Annotated in this window: 22 protein-coding genes; 6 read left to right on the top strand and 16 right to left on the bottom strand. The window is 55.9% G+C overall.

Translation table 11 applies throughout. The annotated features are described in order from the left end of the window. The first annotated feature begins 366 nt into the window (after window positions 1-366). Window positions 367-1,380, top strand: coding sequence for an NAD(P)/FAD-dependent oxidoreductase (locus GXP70_RS08790; protein ID WP_162356095.1), 1,014 nt, complete (start codon window positions 367-369; stop codon window positions 1,378-1,380). A 377-nt stretch (window positions 1,381-1,757) separates the two neighbouring features. Here the strand turns inward: GXP70_RS08790 and sda are convergent, their stop codons facing one another. The 3 genes from sda to GXP70_RS08775 all read right to left on the bottom strand — a co-directional run bounded on the left by sda (window position 1,758) and on the right by GXP70_RS08775 (window position 3,665). Further along, window positions 1,758-1,901 carry a sporulation histidine kinase inhibitor Sda gene (gene sda, locus GXP70_RS08785; protein ID WP_162356094.1) on the bottom strand — a complete coding sequence of 48 codons (144 nt, stop codon included), beginning with the start codon at window positions 1,899-1,901 and terminating at the stop codon, window positions 1,758-1,760. Between the two features lie 289 nt (window positions 1,902-2,190). Continuing rightward, a complete protein-coding gene (locus tag GXP70_RS08780; protein ID WP_162356093.1) occupies window positions 2,191-2,865 on the bottom strand; it encodes a YheC/YheD family protein in 675 nt (224 codons plus the stop codon). A 254-nt stretch (window positions 2,866-3,119) separates the two neighbouring features. Continuing rightward, window positions 3,120-3,665 carry a CBO0543 family protein gene (locus GXP70_RS08775; protein ID WP_162356092.1) on the bottom strand — a complete coding sequence of 182 codons (546 nt, stop codon included), beginning with the start codon at window positions 3,663-3,665 and terminating at the stop codon, window positions 3,120-3,122. A 204-nt stretch (window positions 3,666-3,869) separates the two neighbouring features. Here GXP70_RS08775 and GXP70_RS08770 point away from each other — a divergent pair, with 204 nt between their 5' ends. Continuing rightward, window positions 3,870-4,664, top strand: a complete 795-nt coding sequence (locus GXP70_RS08770; protein WP_162356091.1) for a hypothetical protein — start codon at window positions 3,870-3,872, stop codon at window positions 4,662-4,664. A gap of 1 nt (window position 4,665) precedes the next feature. Beyond that, entirely contained in the window at window positions 4,666-5,133 is a 468-nt protein-coding gene (locus GXP70_RS08765) for an MFS transporter (RefSeq protein ID WP_162360376.1), read from the top strand. A gap of 210 nt (window positions 5,134-5,343) precedes the next feature. On the opposite strand, the gene erpA is transcribed toward GXP70_RS08765, so the two are convergent. Both erpA and trhA read right to left on the bottom strand, forming a co-directional pair. Further along, window positions 5,344-5,703, bottom strand: a complete 360-nt coding sequence (gene erpA, locus GXP70_RS08760; protein ID WP_162356090.1) for an iron-sulfur cluster insertion protein ErpA — start codon at window positions 5,701-5,703, stop codon at window positions 5,344-5,346. 138 nt (window positions 5,704-5,841) lie between these two features. Next, window positions 5,842-6,486, bottom strand: coding sequence for a PAQR family membrane homeostasis protein TrhA (gene trhA / locus GXP70_RS08755; RefSeq protein ID WP_162356089.1), 645 nt, complete (start codon window positions 6,484-6,486; stop codon window positions 5,842-5,844). 386 nt (window positions 6,487-6,872) lie between these two features. Between trhA and mqnE the strand changes: the two genes are divergently transcribed. Both mqnE and GXP70_RS08745 read left to right on the top strand, forming a co-directional pair. Then, window positions 6,873-7,976: an aminofutalosine synthase MqnE gene (mqnE, locus tag GXP70_RS08750; protein WP_162356088.1), complete on the top strand. Its 1,104-nt coding sequence runs from the start codon at window positions 6,873-6,875 to the stop codon at window positions 7,974-7,976. Window positions 7,977-8,154: 178 nt separating this feature from the next. Continuing rightward, window positions 8,155-9,222 carry an NAD(P)/FAD-dependent oxidoreductase gene (locus tag GXP70_RS08745; RefSeq protein WP_162356087.1) on the top strand — a complete coding sequence of 356 codons (1,068 nt, stop codon included), beginning with the start codon at window positions 8,155-8,157 and terminating at the stop codon, window positions 9,220-9,222. Between the two features lie 67 nt (window positions 9,223-9,289). On the opposite strand, the gene GXP70_RS08740 is transcribed toward GXP70_RS08745, so the two are convergent. Beyond that, window positions 9,290-9,559 (bottom strand): YuzB family protein, encoded by a 270-nt coding sequence (locus tag GXP70_RS08740; RefSeq protein ID WP_162360375.1) that lies wholly within the window; start codon window positions 9,557-9,559, stop codon window positions 9,290-9,292. A 90-nt stretch (window positions 9,560-9,649) separates the two neighbouring features. Here GXP70_RS08740 and GXP70_RS08735 point away from each other — a divergent pair, with 90 nt between their 5' ends. Beyond that, window positions 9,650-9,895, top strand: coding sequence for a NifU family protein (locus GXP70_RS08735; RefSeq protein ID WP_048744982.1), 246 nt, complete (start codon window positions 9,650-9,652; stop codon window positions 9,893-9,895). Between the two features lie 245 nt (window positions 9,896-10,140). On the opposite strand, the gene GXP70_RS08730 is transcribed toward GXP70_RS08735, so the two are convergent. From GXP70_RS08730 to GXP70_RS08685, 10 genes are all read right to left on the bottom strand, one after another. Then, entirely contained in the window at window positions 10,141-10,926 is a 786-nt protein-coding gene (locus GXP70_RS08730; RefSeq protein ID WP_162360374.1) for an SDR family oxidoreductase, read from the bottom strand. A gap of 26 nt (window positions 10,927-10,952) precedes the next feature. Continuing rightward, entirely contained in the window at window positions 10,953-11,657 is a 705-nt protein-coding gene (locus GXP70_RS08725) for a Cthe_2314 family HEPN domain-containing protein (RefSeq protein ID WP_162356086.1), read from the bottom strand. A gap of 39 nt (window positions 11,658-11,696) precedes the next feature. Continuing rightward, window positions 11,697-12,632, bottom strand: coding sequence for a COX15/CtaA family protein (locus GXP70_RS08720; protein WP_318652418.1), 936 nt, complete (start codon window positions 12,630-12,632; stop codon window positions 11,697-11,699). A 246-nt stretch (window positions 12,633-12,878) separates the two neighbouring features. After that, window positions 12,879-13,226 carry a thioredoxin family protein gene (locus tag GXP70_RS08715; RefSeq protein ID WP_162356085.1) on the bottom strand — a complete coding sequence of 116 codons (348 nt, stop codon included), beginning with the start codon at window positions 13,224-13,226 and terminating at the stop codon, window positions 12,879-12,881. Window positions 13,227-13,304: 78 nt separating this feature from the next. Beyond that, entirely contained in the window at window positions 13,305-14,903 is a 1,599-nt protein-coding gene (locus tag GXP70_RS08710) for a copper amine oxidase N-terminal domain-containing protein (protein ID WP_225442727.1), read from the bottom strand. Between the two features lie 85 nt (window positions 14,904-14,988). Next, window positions 14,989-16,638 (bottom strand): putative polysaccharide biosynthesis protein, encoded by a 1,650-nt coding sequence (locus GXP70_RS08705; RefSeq protein ID WP_162356083.1) that lies wholly within the window; start codon window positions 16,636-16,638, stop codon window positions 14,989-14,991. 29 nt (window positions 16,639-16,667) lie between these two features. Then, window positions 16,668-17,390, bottom strand: a complete 723-nt coding sequence (locus tag GXP70_RS08700) for a ThuA domain-containing protein (protein ID WP_162356082.1) — start codon at window positions 17,388-17,390, stop codon at window positions 16,668-16,670. Between the two features lie 19 nt (window positions 17,391-17,409). Continuing rightward, window positions 17,410-17,886 carry a DUF456 domain-containing protein gene (locus tag GXP70_RS08695; protein WP_162356081.1) on the bottom strand — a complete coding sequence of 159 codons (477 nt, stop codon included), beginning with the start codon at window positions 17,884-17,886 and terminating at the stop codon, window positions 17,410-17,412. 7 nt (window positions 17,887-17,893) lie between these two features. After that, window positions 17,894-18,646 (bottom strand): Cof-type HAD-IIB family hydrolase, encoded by a 753-nt coding sequence (locus GXP70_RS08690; RefSeq protein ID WP_162356080.1) that lies wholly within the window; start codon window positions 18,644-18,646, stop codon window positions 17,894-17,896. Between the two features lie 408 nt (window positions 18,647-19,054). Then, a complete protein-coding gene (locus GXP70_RS08685) occupies window positions 19,055-21,103 on the bottom strand; it encodes a peptidoglycan D,D-transpeptidase FtsI family protein (RefSeq protein WP_225442726.1) in 2,049 nt (682 codons plus the stop codon). Window positions 21,104-21,108: the final 5 nt, after the last annotated feature.

Below are 21,108 nucleotides of genomic sequence, written 5' to 3'. Positions count from 1 at the left end.
TGGTTTCGCTGTACTTTGCTTCTACTTCTGCGAGAGGAAAGCCGCCGCCGAGATAGGGCGGTGCCGGCTATTCCGGCCCATGAATGTGAAAATTTACACAAACACGCCAAAACAGACAATAATTTTATCATTTCTTGCCTGTAGTGTGTGATTCTCTATCTTCAATTATTAATGAAAAAGGCCCGCCGTCTTTCGACATACCTTTGCTAATATCACACATGATACAAATTTTTTCTGAAAACATCAAGGGTTAAAATATACGAAAAACTTTAGAATAACATCCAATTTTCTTCTTTAAAAGCGGCTTGTCGCCCCCGTATAATGAAGGGATAGAACGGCTTCCTTTCACTAGCGATTTGCATACTGATGGAGGTGTCAACCGTGACCAGCTCAGTGGATTCCCCTCAAGTCGATATCGCGATCGTCGGCGGCGGCCCTGCCGGCATGTTCGCCGCATTCTACGGCGGGATGCGTCAGGCGTCCGTTACGATTATCGAAAGCATGCCTCAGTTAGGCGGCCAGCTCGCGGCGCTGTATCCGGAGAAGCAAATTTATGACGTTGCCGGTTTTCCGAAAATAACGGCGGGCGAGCTCGTCGAGCAGTTGAAGAAGCAAATGGACCACTTCAAACCGAACGTCTGCCTGGAAGAAAAGGTGCTCGAGGTCGTGAAGCGTGATGAGCGCGACTTCGCGATCGTAACGGACCGGAGAACGCATTATGCCAAATCCGTCATCGTTACGGCGGGAGTCGGCGCTTTCGAGCCGCGGCGGCTCGAGCTTGACGGCGCAGACCGCTTCGAGAAGAGCAACCTGCACTACTTCGTCGGCGACCTCGGCCGGTTCAAGGACCGGCATGTCCTCATCAGCGGCGGAGGCGACTCGGCCGTCGATTGGTCACTGATGCTCGAGCCGATCGCCGCAAGCGTAACGCTCATCCACCGCCGGGATAAATTCAGGGCGCACGAGCACAGCGTCGAGAACCTCCTGAATTCTAGCGTCAAGGTGCTGACCCCGTACGAGCTGACCGCCCTGCAAGGGACGGACAGAATCCACGGCGTTACGCTCCGGCATGCCAAGACGGCCGCGGCGACGCAGCTCGCGGTCGATGACGTCATCGTTAACTTCGGGTTCGTCTCCTCGCTCGGCCCGATCTCGCAATGGGGGCTGGAAATCGACAATGGCGCCGTCGTTGTCGATTCGCGCATGGAAACGAGCATCTCCGGCATCTTCGCGGCAGGCGACATTACGACTTACCCCGGCAAGTTGAAGCTCATTGCCGTCGGTTTCGGCGAAGCGCCGACCGCCGTCAACAACGCGAAAGTGTACGTCGATCCGACGGCCAAGCTTTCGCCCGGCCACAGCAGCAGCATGAAGCTGTAGAGGCAAGGGGCTGCGATCGTTTGATAAACGTAAAAAAGGGTATCCTACCGTTAGCCGACATCCGTGAAATCCACGCCGGACGGCTTAAGGAGGGTACCCTTTCGTATGCTATGTCCCGTTTGCAACGGCTTGGAGCAGCTTGCGGTTCAATGTCCATCCTGCGCGGCGCAATCCGCAGATTACGGGCGGACGGTCGATTTTACCGCTCCGTATGCTCCCTATCAGCCGGACATTGACGAAGCGGCGATGACATTGTCTGACGTCGATCCGGCGGTCTCAAGCTGCAGTCATGTCGCGTGCTGCCCGTCATGCGGCGCAGTCTTCGAAATCTATGTCCGGAAATGGCGGTAGTGCGTTTAAGCGGGGACTATCGGCGCTTAAGCCGAATTGCGATAGGCATCCGGACTGATCTGTCTACGGACCAATTCCGCTTTCAGCATCTCGATAAAATCCTGCTCCAATTGGTATTGGTTCGCGGCGATATACGCATCCAGCAGCAACTCATCAGACAGCTGTTCCATATGCACAGCCCCCCTTCCTCTTACTTCCAGTTCATCTTAGCATGTCCTAGACTTATAGAACAAGCGTTCCGATTATCCACATCCCGCTGTGGACAGCATGTGTGCAGAATGTGAATAAAGGTCGAAAAAACAGGAAATATCCGTGGGAATATGTGGATAGGATTATACACAGGCTGATGGTAACCGATCCCAATAAAAAAGTTTAATAGGAATTGGTAAATCTATCAATCGCCTATAGGATAGGTGCAATGATCGCTAGTTTCGCGTTTACAGCACGCGATTCGCGATATTATTGCGGTCTTGTATTGACTTCGAAGATCCAGATTTTGCCGCTCGTATCGATGCCGTAGTCGAAGCCCAGCTGTCCGATCCCCGGAAACCGGCTCTCCAGCACCTGTGTCGACAATTGCGTCAGCATGCGCATTTCCCGTTTCTTCGGCCCGACCTTCGCGCTGGAGAACGAACGGCGAATGCCTTCGGAACCGCTGAGCAGCGTGCCGCCGCGGCATATATTCGTCACGAACAAGCCCGGTTTGGCGAGCCGCCCGACGATCGCCGTGATCGCCCAATGCCCTTCCGGCTGCTTCACGTACTTCACCCGGTAATCGATCGGCCTGCCGCCGATCGTCGCGAGGCGAATGCCCTTCTGAATCAAATACCGGCGGTTGCCGCGCTTCCCGTTCAGCGATTGATAGAGTCCGTCGAAGCTTTGGAACCGGTTCGTTTTCGAATAATACGTGTACTTGTACCCGCTTCCTTCCCGCACGACCTTGATTACGCCGTGCCCGCCTGCTCCTTTGACCGGCTTGATGACTACCATGCTGTGCTGATTCAGCATGCTGTTCAGATTGCTCTTCGTGAACAGCCGCGTCGGCGGGATATGCGGCGCAATCTGCGAATGCGACAAGAGCGCCTCCGTCTTTGCCCACTTGCTCGCAAGCTGTCTCCCAAGTTCGTCACTCATTCCATGGTCCTCCCCTTCGTAAGCGTCCTATAGGACAGCATATGCCTCCTAGCTCTCTATCTCTTGGATGATTGATATGGTCAACTCGCCTGATTTAGTAGCTGGTAGAGAAGGACGATTATTCCCCGGGCAATGGACGGGTGACAAAACCTCCCGAACTCATGTCAAGGATCAACATAAGTCCGTGAGGTCCCGTTACGGTAACGCAATCAAGCGCCATGAATCGCTGCTTCGCCACGAGTACGGTAAAACTTTCATTTACGGATTCGAAGAATAATAAGACGCGCTAATGAACTTGCTACGATATAGAACAAAAAGGAATAAAAGAACTTCCACGTATTTAACTGATAATACCCGATCCATACGAAAATTGGTTCAGCTACGAATGCTATGACAGCTCCAGTTAAGATGTTGGCGATAATGAAAGTTCTCCATTGGGATGAAAACAACTGATAGACGAGCATTAAGATAATCGGCACTAAAATAGAATCAGCGGTCAATAGCGGAGGGATCATTGGAATTAATTTTATTGGGTATCCCCACCATGAAAGATCAGTTCCAAAATCGTCTAGAATAACTGCCATGATGTTTATCATGCATCCATAAAAGGCGATTTCATAAACCCTTTTTTTGTCGACGATCCCCCACCATATAATCAGTGGAATTATAGATAACCCAACGAGCAGCCACCATTCCCATGTAAAAACGGCTTCATGTTTCCACTGATGAACGGTGAGCTGATGCAGCTTATCCCTTGCTTGCTGCACTTCCTTATAAGCTTCAGTTAAATGGTTTACCATCACATTGCTCCTCAGTATTTTTTCGTTCATACCTTTTCGTTTATACCTTTGAGTTTTTTGTTTGTCCAATCCCCATTATCCAATAGCATTTCCCCGGCAACATCCAGCTTATTCCTAGATCGAAACCATATCGGCTGCGCATATTCGACCCTAAACAGGCAATAATAAAAAATACATAATTTAGAATAAGAGGAAGAAATATCAGTGAATAACTTTGAAAATATTGAAAATAAATTCCGCCGCTACAAAGCCCATGTCAGCATTGCCGGAACAACGCAATTTCATTTGCGAAACCCTTACGTAATCGCATGGTGGTCGGCAGCCTTTCCGGGTTTCGGTCATCTTTTGCTAAGTAAGTATTTACGAGGGTTAGTGTTGTTCATGTGGGAAGTGACAGTCAATTACAATGCAAAAATCAACTTGGCGATGGTGCATACATTTTGCGGCAATATCGATCTGGCTAAAGAAACATTAGACACCAGATGGATGCTCATGTATATTCCCGTTTATATATTCGGCATTTGGGACAGTTATCGAACATGCGTGGATATGAATAAAGTTTACTTGCTTGCGGAGCGGGAAGAGGCGCCTTATAATTCCTTTAGCATCGGAGCCCTTGAAATCAATTATCTGGACAAGCGGAAGCCCATTATGTCCGTCATCTGGTCTCTATTCATGCCAGGACTCGGGCAGCTGCACATACATAGACTCTTAACGGCATTCTTCTCGCTTGTCTGGACGATACTCTTTTTATATCTCTCCAAGACGCTTGTTGCCGTTCATTACATATTCCTTGGGGAGATATCGCAAGCGACAGAAGCTTTGGATAAACAATGGCTTTTGTATATGCCTTCTATGTGGGGATTTGCCGTTTTCGATTCGTATATGAACACCGTGGAGAATAATAAATTGTTCGACTCCGAACAAAAAACATATCTCATAAAAAAGTACCAACATCCGCAGTTTAAGGTTAAAAGGGGACGAGTGGCAGGTGAATAAGATGATCCAAATTTTCTCCACTTTTGAACACTCGACGAATTTAGAGCTCGCTATTCGTTCTTTAGAGAAATGCGGTATCGATATAGAGAATATCTTCGCAGTCCCTTTAACGAATCGAAAAACCGAGCGAAAAATGTTTGACAGTATTCACCGCTCAGACGGGATTTCGCTTATCAGCACAGGCGCAATATTAGGCACTGCATTGGCAGTTATAGGAGCGAGCGTTGGTTTTAAACTTGCGTGGGGGCCGATTTATTGGGGACTTATCGGCACTGGAGCAGGCTTCATTCTAGGGCTTTTAATCGATTTGTTTTATTATAAAGTCATAAAGAAACAACAACGCCTTTTGCGCGGCAAAAATTCGGAGGTTATCCTAATCGTAGAGTGCGAAGAGAATACAAGCGACCTTGTGGAAGACATCCTATGGCATCACTTTGCTCTAGGTACGGCGAGAATCATGCCGTCATAAGCCCTGAAACCAACATAAAAAACCTCCCGGAACCGTGTATTGGCATCAATACACAACTCTGGAAGGCCATGACCCATGCAGCACCATTGCATGATTGCGAATTGTCGATTTAACCCTTGCAATCCACAATCCACTACAATCAACATGCTAAAGAACGATTGAGCTATTCACAAACCGACTAATCGCCCAAAACCCGCACCACTTCTCCGCTTAGCAAGGTTCCGCTGCAGGATTACCCGCTTCCGTCGCCGTTCTGAAGCTGCTGCCGCAGCCGCAGGTCGCCGTCGCGTTCGGATTCGTGATCGTGAAGCCGCCGCCCATGGCGGATTCCTTGAAATCGATGATGAGCCCGTTCAAGTATTTGATGCTTGCTTCGTCCACGACGACTTTAAGACCGTTCAATTCCATCGCCTTGTCGGTGTCGGCCTCTTCATCGTCGAAGCCCATATTATAGGAGAAACCGCTGCAGCCGCCTTCCTTCACGCCGACGCGCAGGAACAGCTCCGGCGAAGCCTCGGCCTCCAGCATTTCTTTGATTTTCTCGTTTGCCGTCTCGCTGATCGTAATCATGATATTCCCTCCTCGGTCATTCGATCGACTTACTTTCGTTTCTATAGTATATAGTATACTGCACATCCGGACTTGACTCAATAAGCAGGGTGTCTCGTTTCATGCGGTCTTGCGCGAATAACGCGCTTCATGCTTGCGTTATCTCGGCAGGACGTACAGCATGATGGCGAAGAAATGGAGCGCCGAGCCGCCGAGCACGAACAGATGCCATACGGCATGATGATGCTTGAAGCTCCGCCAGACATAGAACACCGTGCCGACCGTGTACAGGAGCCCGCCGGCCACGAGCAGATGCATGCCGCCTGGCGCCAGATGCGCCTTGAGCGGCCCCCAAGCGAAGACGATCATCCAGCCCATGAGAATGTACACGAGCGTGGACGTGAACAGAAACCGGGAGGCGTAAAACACTTTAAACACGACGCCGCACAGCGCAAGCCCCCAGACGAGGCCGAACAGCGTCCAGCCGGCTGTGCCCTGCACCACGTGAAGCACGATCGGCGTGTACGTCCCGGCGATAAACAGATAAATGCAGGCATGATCCATGATTTCGAAAACCCGCTTGGCTCTCCCTTCCGGAAAACTGTGCACGAGCGTGGACGCGACATACAGCAGCAGCATCATGGAACCGTAAATCGTAAAGCTGACGACATGCTCGGCATTTCCTTTCAGCGCGGCGAATACGACGAGCAATACGAGCGCCGCTACGCTCAGCAGCGCGCCGATGCCATGCGTGATCGCGTTTAGCGCTTCCTCCCTGCGGGTATACGTGTACGTGTTTGCCATTCTGGCCGTTCCTCCTCTTACGTGACTTGCGGCGTTCTTGATTCGTATTTGTCTATCATGCAGACCCCGACGAACCGCCATCTATTCAGATCGATCGCCTGGCACCGTACAAAATCAACCGTACGAGATCATTGTACTGCATTTTCGGCCGGTTACCAAAACTAACGAGCTCGGCTAACGGATTTCAAGCCCCTTCCAGCTCCTTGGTGCTCTGGTATGAGTTAATGGTTGCCGCCCTTCGGGATGAGGTTTATAATGAAAACAGTTATGTCTGAGGTTTTTTGGGGAAGGAATAAGTAATTTTTTTCACAAAGTAGCAGCATTCTTTATCTAAATTCATCACCGGACCTGCTAACGCGCGCCCGGCGGACGAGGAGGAATCCGTCATGAATGTGGCGATACCGACAGAAGACAAGCAAATGCAAGCCATTATCGAGAAGGTGCGTTTTGGCGAGCGTCTGACGCGGGAGGACGGAGAGTTCATGTACCGCTCCGACGACCTGCTGTCGATCGGCCAGATGGCCAACGAGGTTAATCTCAGGAAGAACGGACGCAAAGTGTATTTCATTGAGAATATGAGCTTGTATTTCACCAACGTGTGCGAAGCGCATTGCGCGTTCTGCAACTTCCGCAAGGATCAAGGCCAGGAAGGCGCATATACGCTCAGCGGACCCGAGATGATCGCCTATGTGGAACAGCATATTCATCCGGATGTCCGCGAGTTCCACATTGTCGGCGGCCATAACCCGCATGTGCCGTTTCAATATTACGTCGACTCGCTGAAGGCGTTGAACGAGCGTTTCCCGGAAGTTGCGCTCAAGGCCTACACGGCGGCCGAAATCGATTTCTTCTCGCGCATCAGCGGGCTGAGCTACAAGGAAGTGCTTCAAGAGCTGATGAAAGCGGGCTTGCAAAGCTTGACGGGCGGCGGAGCCGAAATTCTGTCGGACGAATACCGCAAGAAGATGAGGGTCGACAAGGCGGACGTTTCCCAGTACCTGGAGGTGCATCGCACGGCGCATAACCTCGGCCTGCGGACGCATACGACGATGCTGTACGGCTCCGTGGAGAAGAAGGAAGACCGCATCAATCACATGCTTCAGATTCGTGAACTGCAGGATGAGACGAACGGCTTCCAGGTCTTCATTCCGCTGTCCATGCAGCCGATCAGCCCGAAAGCGAGCATTCGCCGCCGTAATTCCGCCTTCGACGATCTGAAGGCCATTGCGATCAGCCGGCTGATGCTGGACAACTTCCAGCACATCAAGGCGTATTTCATCAACATCGGCACGCAGCTTACGCAAGTGTCGCTTACGATGGGCGCATCCGACGTTCACGGCACGATGGTTAAAGAACGGATCAGTCACGCAGCCGGCGCGCTGACCCCCGAAGGCATTACGCGCGAGGACCTGATCTGGCTGATCAAAGGCGCCGGCCGCATTCCGGTGGAACGCGATACGTTCTACAACGAAGTGCGCGTGTACGAATAAACAAGGAATAAGCAACGACTAAGCTTCGACTCAAATACGGCTAAACTAGGTTAAACATCGATTACCATGACCTTCGCGGAGAGATGTTCTCATCGCGAGGGTCTGTCATGTGCATACTACATGATAAATAACAAACAGCAAACATGCACTTATCGCATACAGAAGGTTGGGATTTAAAATGAAACGATTCGTTATTCTTGGCGGCGGCTACGGCGGGCTTACGGTTGCCCACTCGCTGCTCGAAGGCGAGCTGCCCGACGATACGGTCGTCGTGCTGATCGACCGGATGCCGTATCAGGGACTCAAAACGGAATATTACGCGCTGGTTGCCGGCACATCGCCGGAGATCGATTTGCGGGTTGCCTTCCCGTCCGATCCGCGCCTGATCGTCACCTACGGCGAAGTAACGGACATCGACCTGGACGAGAAGCATATCGTTCTGGCCGGTCAAGAGCCGCTTAGCTACGACTGGCTCGTCGTGGCCCTCGGCTGCACGGACAAGTACCACGGCATCGAAGGCGCGGAGCTGTATTCGCACAGCATTCAGACGATGTCCGCCTCGCGCAAAACGTACATGGCGCTCAACGACGTGAAGCCTTACGGCCAAGTGTCCATCGTCGGCGGCGGCTTGAGCGGCGTCGAGGTGGCTGCCGAGCTTCGCGAAAGCCGGCCGGACCTGAACATCCGCATTATCGACCGCGGCCCGAGCATCCTCTCGGCGTTTCCGGTCAAATTGAAGGAATACGTGTCTTCCTGGTTTATCGAACACGAGGTGGAAATGCGCGGGCATGTCTCCTTGCATAAACTGGAAGACGGCGTACTCTACGATGCGAATTCGACGAGTCCGATTCTATCCGATGCCACGGTGTGGACGGCGGGCATTCAACCGGTTCCGCTCGTGCAGCGCATGAATCTGCCCAAGGACAATCAGGGCCGCCTGATTATCAACGAGTACCATCAGCTGCCGGATTACAATGATGTCTTCATCGTCGGCGACTGTGCCTCCCTGCCCTTCTCGCCAAGCGCGCAGGCCGCGGAAGGCCAAGGCAAGCAAGTGGCGGAAGTCATGCAAGCGACCTGGAGCGGCAAGACGCCGAAGCTTGGCAAAATCAAGCTGAAGGGCACGCTCGGTTCCCTCGGCAAGAAAGACGGTTTCGGCCTGATGGGCCGCACGACGATGATGGGACGCGTGCCGCGTCTGGTCAAGAGCGGCGTCTTGTGGATGTCCAAGCATCATTTCGGATAAAACCGGCCATACTTGGACGTATGCGCGGGTGTTCGGCAGCTCGGTCAGCCGGCGGTATGCAGCAGCCTTACATATCGTCTATGAGCCGATCGAGCGCTTCGCGCAAGGCTTGCTCCTCCTCGATCTCATCCATGATTTTCGTTTCCAATTCCTCGACCGTATCGGCCGAGACGATCTGTCCGTTCACCATGCCGAACGGCGCAAGGTAGCATTCGCCGCAATTGCCCAGGCAGCCGTACTCGATGACTTCGTAATCCGGATTCTCCTCGAGCTTCTTCATGAGCTTATCCGTGCCGTGATGCATATTGCTGGCGCAAAATTCGACCATCGGTTTCAACATGTCGGTTTCACCTTGCCTCTAGTTACTGATATCCATTTTCAATTGCTTTGCTTTGTACTATAATAGGGGAGAAAGGAGTGGATTGCAATGAGCGAAAACGCACAAAGCACCATGTATGATGAAGTACTGGACGTTCTCGATAAGCTTCGCCCGTTCCTGCAGCGCGACGGCGGCGATGTCGAACTCGTTGATGTAGAGGATGGCATCGTTAAACTCCGTTTGATGGGTGCATGCGGCAGCTGCCCGAGCTCGACGATCACGCTGAAAGCGGGCATCGAGCGCGCGCTGCTCGAGGAAGTCGAAGGCGTACAAGAGGTTATGCAAGTATTCTAATCTTGCTCCCGCTTGCCCATTATTTACATGAAAGCGTCTTGCCGCTGGCAAGACGCTTTTTGTGTTGCTCATTGTCTCTTATTGCTCAATATTTGCTCCGAGAATGGTGTAAAAGTGACCGGAGGTTGGAATGAAGTCGGAAAAACGAAGTGGTCGCCTTTGTAGTCTGATTTCTACCGATAGTCTCCTATATATTCAAGAAATCAGAACTACAACAGCGATTGGAGACTCATTCCGACCGCAGGTCATGCCTTTGATTTTATCGACGTCTTGATCGGGTCGAACCCGCCCGTGACGTCGACGATGTTGCCGGTCATATAATCCGACTGCGGCAGGCAGAGAAACGCGATCACGCGCGCGATATCTTCGCCGCTGCCGGGCCGGCCGCGAGGCGATTCCTCGTCCCGCTCTTCGGATACTTCGGCGATCGTACGCTCCTTGTTCAGGCCGCGAATATCGCCGGGGCAAACCATATGGACCGTGATGCCGTTGCCGGCCTCCTCGACGGCGAGCGACTTCGTGAAGGACACGAGCCCCGTCTTCGCGGCCGCGTAGACCGCCCGCTGCGGCCAAGCGCGCCCTTCGCCGGCATGACCGAAGCCGAAATGAATAATGCGCCCCCACTGCCGCCCCCGCATGCCCGGGAGCATGTGGTGATCGAGCAGCATGACGCCGAGCAGATTGCCGTTGACGAGCCCCGTAATATGGGCGGCGTCGTAATCCGCGAACAGCCGCCGTTCGCGAATGAACGGTCCCGCGTTATTGATCAGGATGTCCACGCTGCCGGTTTCCGACCAAGACAGCGCTTCCGAAGCAAGCCGCGCGACATCGTCGCGGACGGCGATATCCGCGCGGACCGCGGTCGCCCTCACGCCGTGAAGCTGGCTGATCTCCGCCGCCAATTGCTGTGCTTCCCGCTCGCTCGTCACGTAGTTCAGCACGATATCGCAGCCCATCGCGGCGAGCGTAAGCGCGGTCATTTTGCCTAAGCCTTTGGCACTTCCGGTAATTAGGGCCGTTCTTCCTTTCAGCTCCATGACATCCTCCTAGGTCAGCGTCATTTCTTCATCTGGCTGTAGGCGTGATGAAAGGTCAGCGTCAGCGTATCGAGCAGGAGATCCATCATTTGCGCGAGATCCTTCGTCTGCTGCGACAGGTTTTCAAGCCGGTGCGGTTCGAAATACGCTTCATGATTCTGCTTCAGATCGTCCTGCATCTCGGAATTCATGTAGTGGATTTCCATGTTGCGCCGTTTCCGCAGCCGATTCATCGCCTCCCTGCCCTCTTCCTTCAGCTTATGCAGAGGTTCGGTCAATTCAGGATAGGCGTTTCGTTCCGCCATTCTGCGCAGCACGGTATAGTAGCTGAAATGCGGCTTGACCCGCTCCGTCTCCAGATGCAAATATTCGTTCATCAGCGTACCGAGCTTGTCGAGCAGCGAGAACAGGCGGATGAAGGCGTTCTTGTCGAAATACACATACCGTCGGTAATTCAGCGTTTCCGCCTCGGTCATCCCCTCGACGGTTTCGGACGTGACCATCGATGCGAATTTGCCCGCCGCATAGGCGCTCTCTTCCAGCTCGTCGAGCGAAGAGAGCAGGCCCAGCGTATAAATCTCGTATTTGCGGAGGTTATGGTCACTGTCTTGTCCTTGCTCGATGCGCTTGTTCAGCAGGGCGGCGTACCGCTCCATCGCCTGGATCGCCTCGAGCAGCTTGCCTGAATCCTTGCGGGGCGGTTCGCCAAACAACATACGGAGCATCGTCATTCCTCCCGTGTAGCGCGAGTTAGAAACATCAAGTTAGGCCCGCAGCCGCTCCGGACGCCATTTCCGGGCCCGGATCATGAAGTCGCTCAAGATGCCGAACAGGCCGGATACAATCATATTGTGCAGAATACTCGTAAAAACAAACCAATCTTCATCGCGAAGCGTCACCGTAAGCAGCGCCCCGCTCAGCACCTGGCAGCAGACGAGCGCGAACGTAACCGTAAGCGCTTTGCGCATGCCCGGGTGATCGGCGCAAACGCGGTGGACGTAAAGCGTCAAGGCGCCGACGAGGATGAGCAGAACGGCTGCAGCGACGCGATGCAAGAAGACGTACAGCGTCGCCCCGTGCAGATCCGGCACGAATTCGCCGTTGCATAACGGCCAGCCGACGCAGCCGCCGGACGATTGGGTATGCCGGATATAGGCCCCCAGATAAATAACGAAATAACTGTAAACGAGAATCGCGAGCGAGAACCAGAACACCGTCTGCGGAATGGCGGAGGCCGGCTTCCGCTCTGCCGTTCCGTGCTTCACGCGGTATGCCCAAATGACGAGCAGGAGCGTGAACATGAAAGCCAATATCGAGATGCCGAAGTGCAGCGCGAGCACGGCGGGCGTCGTCGGCCATACGACGGCGGCGGCGCCGAGCAGCGCCTGGAGCACCGTGAACAGGCCCGCGCCCGCCGAGTACGCGATCGGCTCTTTCTCGTTGCGATACAGCTTCAGCGTTGCGATGAACGCGGCAAGGACGAGCAAGCCGACCCCGCCGCTGATCAGACGGTGCGAATATTCGATTAACGATTCGACGGTATACGCCGGAATGAATTTGCCGTTGCACAGCGGCCAATCCGTGCCGCAGCCGCGGCCGGAATCCGTATTGGTAACCAATGCCCCGGCAATGAGCACGAGGAACATGCCGATGCAGGTCAAGACAGCGAGCACGCGATAACGTTTGGCATTCAATTGCATCACCTTACTTCCGAAAGAATCACCTCCCATTATAACGAACAAATTCGACAAATACCATGTTCAAACTGTGAACGCAGGAGCGATGCAGAAAGCCCGCCAATCGGCGGTTCGGCCGTATGGCGGGCTTCATGGGAAGGCATCGAACGCGGCGGATGCCGCCGCCTTGCGGACGGCGCCCCGCCTTCGATCATTGCGGTATGCAGGCATCAGGACCGGGCTGACGCGTCGACGTTCCCTTCTGCACGCTTAGTTCGCCAAAGCGTCCGCGACCTGCAGCGCGCGATCCAGGAATTGCTCGATCTCCTCGCGCGTCTTGCGCAGCTTGCTGACGAATCGAACGAGCTCGCCGCCTTGCTTGAAGGCGATAAAGCTTGGAATGCCCAGGATGTTCAGCTCGCTGCAGCAGAGATCCGGCAGATCGTCGCGGTCGATTTGCACGAAGCGGATTGTCCCTTCGTACTTCGACTCGACAGCCGGCATGAACGGCTCGATATAATGACAATCCGGGCACCAGGTCGTCTTAAACACCGCGACCGTTACGCCTTCTCCCTGAATGGCAGCGCGGAAAGCGTCATCCGTCGTGATCGATTCCATATGCGGTCATCTCCTTTATAGATCCGGATGCCGGCGATCGCGCGGCGCGCAGCATGCCGATGATCGCCTGCCGCCCGACTACGGCTCGCGAACCAGGATGAGCAGCTTGAAGTCGTCTTCATCGGCTTCCCAGCTGATCTGCGCGCCGAGCGCCTTCGCGAAATCGCGGGCCGGCACGTACGTCTTATTATCGACGACGGTCATCGGGAAGGTCCATTTGACCGTCTTCCCGTTAATAATCGCATTGCTGCTTCCCTTTTTCAAGAGGAGGCTCGTATTGGTCGCGCCGTCCTGCACGCGGATCGAACCGTCCTTCTCTTCCTTCACCGTTGCGCCGAACGATTCGGCAGCATACCGGAGCGGTATAATCGTCACGCCGCCCGGCGTAATGATCGGCGCATTGCGGCTGAATTCCGGGCTCATGACCAGCGTCTGCTTGCTGATATGCGCCTGATTGCGCAGCAGGTCGTATACGTCCGAGCCCTTGTCGAACTGGTTAAGCACTTCGTAGCCTTCCATGTTCATGAGGCTTTCGGCGTCCAGCACCGGCTGGCTCTTCGACGGCTGTGCCGGCTGAACGTCACCGTTGACGTTCCAGCGGTCCGTCGTCACTTTCATCCAGATGCCTTTAAACGGCGACTGTTCCTGCAGCTCGGCATTGCCCGGACCAAGATCCACGGTGCCCGGAGCAGTAACTCCTTCCAGCGAAACGGCGGCTTCGATAGCCGCTTTGCGAATGTCCAGCTTGCCGTCGACGAACAAATCCCCCTTCACGTACGTGCCGTCGTTCAAGAGGGCATCCATCTCCTCCGCATCCTCCTTCTCGGATTGCGCGATCGTATCCTTGAATTGCTTCAGCGCGTCCGCGATTTCGTCGGCCGCCTTGTTCACCGCTTCTTGCTTCTCGTCTTCCTTCGGCAGCGATCCGAACAGGCTGTCCGCCGGCGACGCTTCGATCGCGCCCGCTTGGCTCTGCAGCGTCTCCAGCAGGGACGACAGCATGGACTTCAAGCCTTCCTTGTCGGCCATGAGCGCGTCGACGTAACCTTTCAGCCAATCCAGCAGCTCCCTGCCCTTCAGCTCCGCGTGCACGTTCATGCCGGTGACCGTATCGCCATGCACGGTCTCTTGACCCGGCTTCACGCTCAGGTTCGCCGGGTTCGGCAAGTTGTCGATCGCGTAGCCGCTGACGGCGTCGACGATCTGCTTCCCTGCCTTCATGATCGCCTCGTCGTCGGTCGAAGCGGCCGCTTCCGCTTCCGGATCCGTCAATGACAAGTAGAGCGGCTTCTTCGCCCCGTCCAGCTTCAATTCGGCCGCCTCGTTATTGATCATGAGCGCGAACGGAATATGCTTGGCGCCCAGGTCGAGGCTGCCCTCGGCCGACATGCCCTTCCGCTCGTCCGTCTTCACGTCGGTCAGCGACAGCTTCACGTTGGCAATCAAGTTCATGATCTCCGCCTCTGCGCCGCTCAACCCGGCTTCGGCCCCGTCGTTCAGGAGCAGCTTGAATTCGACCGTCTCGCTGCTCTCGTACGATGTCGTGCCGAGCGATTGCTTCAGCATTGCATTGAAGTCTAGTCCATTTAACGCTTGACAACCCGCCACGACAATTGCAACCAGCGCGATGACTGTCATGCCGATAAGCTTCTTGCTTCGTATCCATGCCTTCAACAAATGAAAAAACCCCTCTCGTAGGTAGAAAGACCATGGCCTATTCTACCATATAGAGGGGAATCTGGAAACTAGAATAGCTGCTAGATTAGCTGCCGGAATTGACGCCGCGCCGCGCAACGACGCGCATCAGCGGGTTCAGCAGCCGGCGCAGCGGGCCCGGGAATTGCTGCACGTCTTCCTTCGTCACGACCCGAAGCAGAACGAGCAGCGCGACATATAGCCCAAGCGAGACGAGGCCGACGACGATGCAGGCGAAGGCGTAGGTCAATTTGACCGGAATGCCGCCGACGTACATTCTGCAAGCGTAATCGATCAGCCAGCCGGCTCCGGATGCGATGGCGATCGTCAGCACATAGCCCGTCCAGCGCGTCCCGAGAATGTTCAACCGGATTTCCTTCCGGATTTGGCGGAAATTCAGCGACGCGATGAACATGAAGCAGATCGTGGACGACAGGATGATGCCGTACACGCCGAGAATCGGCGCCAGGATCAAGCTCGTCACGACTTTGACGATGATCCCGAATATCGCGTGGCGCATCGGCAGCCGCGGCTTGTTCATGCTTGTCAGCACCGTGTTGCTCGTCATCATCGTAATCTGGAAGATCGTCCCCGCGGTCAGCGCGGCGACGGCGCCGCTGCCGCCGGTGCTGGAGAACAGCAGGCCGGTGATGGAGACGGCGGCGACCGTCATGATCAGCGAGGCCGGCACGCCCGTGAAGACGACGATCCGCATGACGAGCGACGCCTGCCGTTCGACCTCCTTCATGTTCTTCACCTTGTAGGCGGCCGAAATGACCGGAATCATCGACTGGCTGAGCGCGATCGCCAGAATCGGCGGAATGCCGGCCAGCGCCTGCGCCTTCACGCCGAGCCAGTCGAGCATTTGATCCGCATCCGCGGTGGCGTAATACCCGTGCGTCAGCTTCATGAAGAACGACGTATCGAAGAAATAAATGAATTGCACCGTCATCGACGTAATGACGATCGGTACCGAAATCTTGAACAATTCCCTATAAATCGATTTGAATGACAGCGTAGAACGATTGGAGCGGGCTTGCGCGAAGCCGGATCCCGCCGTCTCTTTCACATCCTGCCGCTTCAGCCTGCGGGCATACGACAGCATGACCAGGAACGCGCCGACGCTGCCGAACACGCTGCCGAACGTCGCCGCCGCGGCGATCCAGTCCTGTCCCCAGTCCAAGCCGAAGGCCAAATAGCCGAGCCCGACCGCCGTAATGACGCGCAGAATCTGCTCGACGATCTGCGAGACGCCGCCCGCCGCCATGAACTGACGGCCTTGGAAATAGCCGCGCATCATCGCGATGACCGGGAAGAACAGCAGCGCGGGCGCGATGGCCCGAACGGCGAGCTCCGCTCCCGGCTTCTCGGCGATATGCGTCGCGTAGAACGGCGCGAAGACGAGCAGGAGCACCGTGATGAGCACGCCCGTGACGGCGCCGAACAGCAGTGCCGCCTTGTAGATGCGCTGCGCTTCGTCGGGGCGCCCGAGCGCGTAGCGCTCCGACACCATCTTGCTGATCGCGCTCGGAATGCCGCCCGTCGCGACGATCAGCAGCATCAAATAAATATTGTTCGCGACGGTGAAATAACCGCCGCCGTGGCTGTCCGTCATGTAGTCGAGCGGGATGCGCTGGAAAATCCCGAGGAACCGGGCTACCAGCGCGGCCGCCGCCAATATGATCGTGCCTTTGATTAACGAGTCTTTTTTAACCATGAGCTGCCGCTTGTCTCCTACTCCGATGCTTATTTCGCTTTGATTTCCTCAAGCGGCTTGTGGTTGCCGCGTACCGGCTTGGCCGCTCCCGAAGGCGCAGCCCAGCGGATGCCGTTGCGGATGACCTGAAGCACGTTCGGATTATAGTACGTCGGGAACGTTTCGTGCCCGGGACGGAAATAGAATACTTTGCCTTGTCCGCGGAACCAGGTGCAGCCGGTGCGGAACACTTCGCCGCCTTCGAACCAGCTGACGAATACGAGCTCGTCCGGCGCCGGAATATCGAAGTGCTCGCCGTACATTTCCTCGCGGTCCAGGACGAATTGCTCCGGCAGGCCTGCGGCGATCGGATGCGCCGGATTCACCGTCCAGATGCGCTCCTTCTCGTTCGCTTCGCGCCATTTCAGGTCGCAGCCCGTGCCCATCAGCTTCTTGAAGATCTTGGAGAAATGGCCGGAGTGCAGGACGATCAGGCCCATGCCTTCCATGACGCGGGCATGCACGCGCTCCACGATCGCGTCTTCCACTTTGTCGTGGCCCATGTGGCCCCACCAGATCAGGACGTCCGTGTTCGCCAACACCTCGTCCGTCAGCCCGTGCTCGGGTTGATCGAGCGTGGCCGTCGACACCGCGAAGCCGTCCGTGCCGATTCCCGCCTTCAGCGCCTCGTGAATGCCGTTCGGGTACACCTCTTGTACGGCGCCGTGCTCCTTCTCATGTAGAAACTCATTCCATACGGTTACTTTGATCACCGTTATCCGCCTCCTCGCGTTATAACCAAATCAAGAAAATAACGATCATTGCGCCTTGCAAAATAAATTTGACGACCGTGCTCGTGAACAGGCCGACGACGGCGCCGAGCCCCGCTTTCAGCGCCTTCTCGAGATTCGCCCCGGCGAACAGCTCGCCGATGACGGCGCCGATCAGCGGGCCGAGAATAAGCCCGAACGCCGGAATGACGAACGGGCCGACCAGTACGCCGATGGTACTGCCGACTACGGATGCCTTGGAGCCCCCGTACTTCTTCACGCCCCAAGCGCTGACGGCATAGTCGGCGACGAACAGCACGATGACGATCAGCGTCTGAATCGTCCAGAACCAGAAGCCGAAAGACGAGAACGAGATGAAGAAGCCGTAGACGAAGAATGCGGCATAGATCGCCAGCGCTCCGGGCAAAATCGGAAATACCGCCCCGGCCATGCCGATCGCAAACAAGGCAATAACGACTATCCAGCCAGCGATTTCCATGCCGGACTCACCCTTTCAGCACGTAGTCTTGCATCAGACGCGCGACGGCGTCTTCCTCGTTCGTCACGTTTACGGCATCCGCCGCCGCCTTCACTTCGTCCTGCGCATTGCCCATGGCGACGCCGAGGCCGGCCTCGCGGATCATGGCGATATCGTTCAAGCTGTCGCCCATGGCGGCCACCTCCGACATCCCGATGCCCAGCAAGGCGCACACCTCGCGAAGCGCCGACGCCTTCGTCACGCCTTCCGGGTTCATTTCCAGGTTGCTCGGCGATGAATTCGTAATCTCCAGACCGCCCCAGGCCGACGTTTCCTTCAGAATCGCTTGCAGCGCGGGCTTGTCTTCCGTGTAATAGCCGAACTTCAGCCAATGCTGCTCTTCGACGGCCGATGCGATCTCGCTCCAATTTTCTTTGTTGTAAACGTTCATCGTCGTGTACGCCCAGTACCAGCATTCCGGATTCTTCAGGGCGAGCTCGTGAAGCCGTTTCAGGACCGGCAGCGGCAGCAGCGACCGCTTGTGCAGCACGCCCGGGCGCGCCCAGACCTCGCCGCCGTTGACGGTAATCATCGGCCCCTCGAGCCCGAGCTGCTCAGCGTACGGGAGAGCGCTCTCGTAGCCTCTCCCCGTGGCGAAGCTGACGACGATGCCGGCATCGAGCGCCTTGCGAATCCACTTCGCGTTCTCCTTGCTCACTTCCTGCCGGTCATTGAGCAGCGTTCCGTCCATGTCCAATGCAACTAGTTTAATGGTTCCCATGATGGCCTCCTTGCCCAAGCTGACAGGCTGCCAGCAGTGCCTGCGTACAGCCCGCTAGAGCAATTTTAGCACAGAATAGGAAGAATCCAAACAGCCCGCCCGCTTAAATGCCGAATATCGCGCCGGCCAGAAACAGCGCGGCGTACAAGAACCGGCGCAGCGCGCGATGCTTGCGCAAGCTTCTCCGCATGACAATCCCTCCCCGGCTGCCGTTCATAGTTTAGGTTATGCAAAAGTGTTGCTTCGGTGCAACATTCGGCCAAGCCGAATCAACGAAAAACAGGCCTCCGCCGGCGGCGGCAAGCCTGTTCCTCGAATCCGCTATCGATGACACGCGATGCACGGCGCGTACCTGCTCCAAGCGCCTGCACGGCCCGAAGCCGATTTATCGGGACGCGGTCCCTGTCTTTACATTCCGGCGGCGGCATTCCCTGCTGCGGTATTCCCAGTCGCTGCATTGCCTGCCGGCGGCGCAGCCGGTTTCTTCGGCACGCCGTACATGCCGATATGATCGTCGTACGCGTTTAGAATTTTACGCGCGACCGGCGCGGCGCCGTCGGCGCCGAAGCCGCCTTCCGGGATGACGACGGCCACGGCGATGACGGGATCCTCTGCCGGCGCGGATGCGATGAACACCGAATTCTCCACCGTCTTGCCGCTCACCTGCTGTTGGGACGTCCCCGTCTTGCGCAGCACTTTGTACGGCAGGTCGTTGAAGTCGGCCAGTTTGACGTTCAGCATGCCGGTCTCGATTTCTTTCCAGTACGCGTCCGGGAACGTAATCGCGTTCAGGACCTCCGGCTGGAATTTCTGCACGACGTTCCCGTCCGCATCGCGGATTTCCTTCACGAACTGCGGCTTCATCCGCTTGCCGTGGCTGGCCAGCGTCGCCGCGTACTGCGCGAGCTGCAGCGTCGTGTACCTGCCCATCTGGCCGAACGAGGCCAGGATGAGCGCGGATTGCGAACTGGCGGCCTCCTGCTCGTGAAAGTAGCCGATGACGCCGCGGCTCTCGTTCAGCAGGCCGCTGCCCGTATCGACGCCCAGGCCGAACTGCTTCACGTACTGATCCCATATATCGACGCCGTTCTTCGGATCCTTGCGGTACAGGGCGTCGCCGATCATTTTGGCCATGAACGGGTTGGACGAGCGGGAAATCGCCAATGCCGGATCCAGCTTGCCGTATGCATGGCCCTTCGCGTTGCCGATCCGGCGGCGCGTCGGGCCTTCCTTGCCGTAAAAGAACGAGCCCGTGTCGACATAAGTGCTCGTCGTCGTGAACAGCTTCTCGTTCAGCCCGATCAGCACGGAAAGCGGCTTCTGGGTCGACCCCAGAAACACGATGGACGACGGATGCTTGCGCTGCTCCTTCGGATCGTCGTAGGGTCCGATGACCGAGCTGATCGTGCCGTTCTGCAGCACGTATTTGATCGCGTTGTAATCTTCCGTCGAGATGCTGCCGCCTTCCCAGATGTTCGGGTCGTAATCGGGCATGCTCGCCATCGCGATCACTTTGCCCGTCTTCACTTCCATCGCGACGGCATACCCGGTACGGGCATTCGGCGCGCGCTTGTCCGTCGGCGTCGTGCGGAGATATTGCAGCTGATCCATGATCGCCTTCTCCGTCTCTTCCTGCACTTCGCGGTTGATCGTCAAGTAAATATTGTCGCCCTTCTCCGGCGTCGTCACGACCGGCGGACCGATAATCCGGCTCACGGCGTTCACCGGGTACACCTTCAGCCCGTTCTTGCCGCGCAGCACGTCCTGGTACATGAACTCCAGCCCGTCGTAGCCGACGTCTTCCTGCTGCAAATATTTCAGCCTGGCATCGTCGGTCTTCGCTTTATCCTTGTACAGCCCGTTCTCGGCGCCGCCGCCGAACTTCTTCAAGTAGCCGACGAGCTGAACCGCCGTATGGGACGTATCGTAATGCCGGATGCTCTCTTCGACGATATCGATGCCTTTGAACAAGTCGCGGCTCTCCATGAAATACGCGATCTCGGCCGGCGTCAGACCGCTCTTGATCCGCCGCGGCACCGACACCGTGTTCTTCTTGTAGTCCAGATCCATGTTCTTGACGATCTGTTCGAGCGTCACTCCGACCGCCGGGTCTCCGCGCTTCTGGAACACGTCGAACAGCTTCTGCGCCGTCGCGATGGAATCTTCCTTCTTCTCGCCCGGCTCGATGCTGTAATACAACGACTGCGTCGACGTGGAGTACGCGATCGCCTTGCCGCCCGAATCGTAGATATTGCCGCGGATCGGCGGAATGAGCACTTTCGTCGTGCCCCGTTTCTCTTCTTCCTCGCGGAGCGACGGCCCTTCGACGAATTGCAGGATCGCCAGCCGCACGATCAAGACGCTGAATAAGAAGAAGGTAGAAAAAAAGAACATATTCAAGCGAAACGAAAAATTCCGCCGGCGCGAAATCTCCCGCTTCTGCGGATCGTTCTCCAATGCGA

Source organism: Paenibacillus lycopersici (assembly GCF_010119935.1).
GTDB classification, from domain to species: Bacteria; Bacillota; Bacilli; order Paenibacillales; family Paenibacillaceae; genus Paenibacillus_Z; species Paenibacillus_Z lycopersici.
Note: the sequence above shows the minus strand (reverse complement) of the source record. Positions and strands in the feature narration are given on the sequence as shown.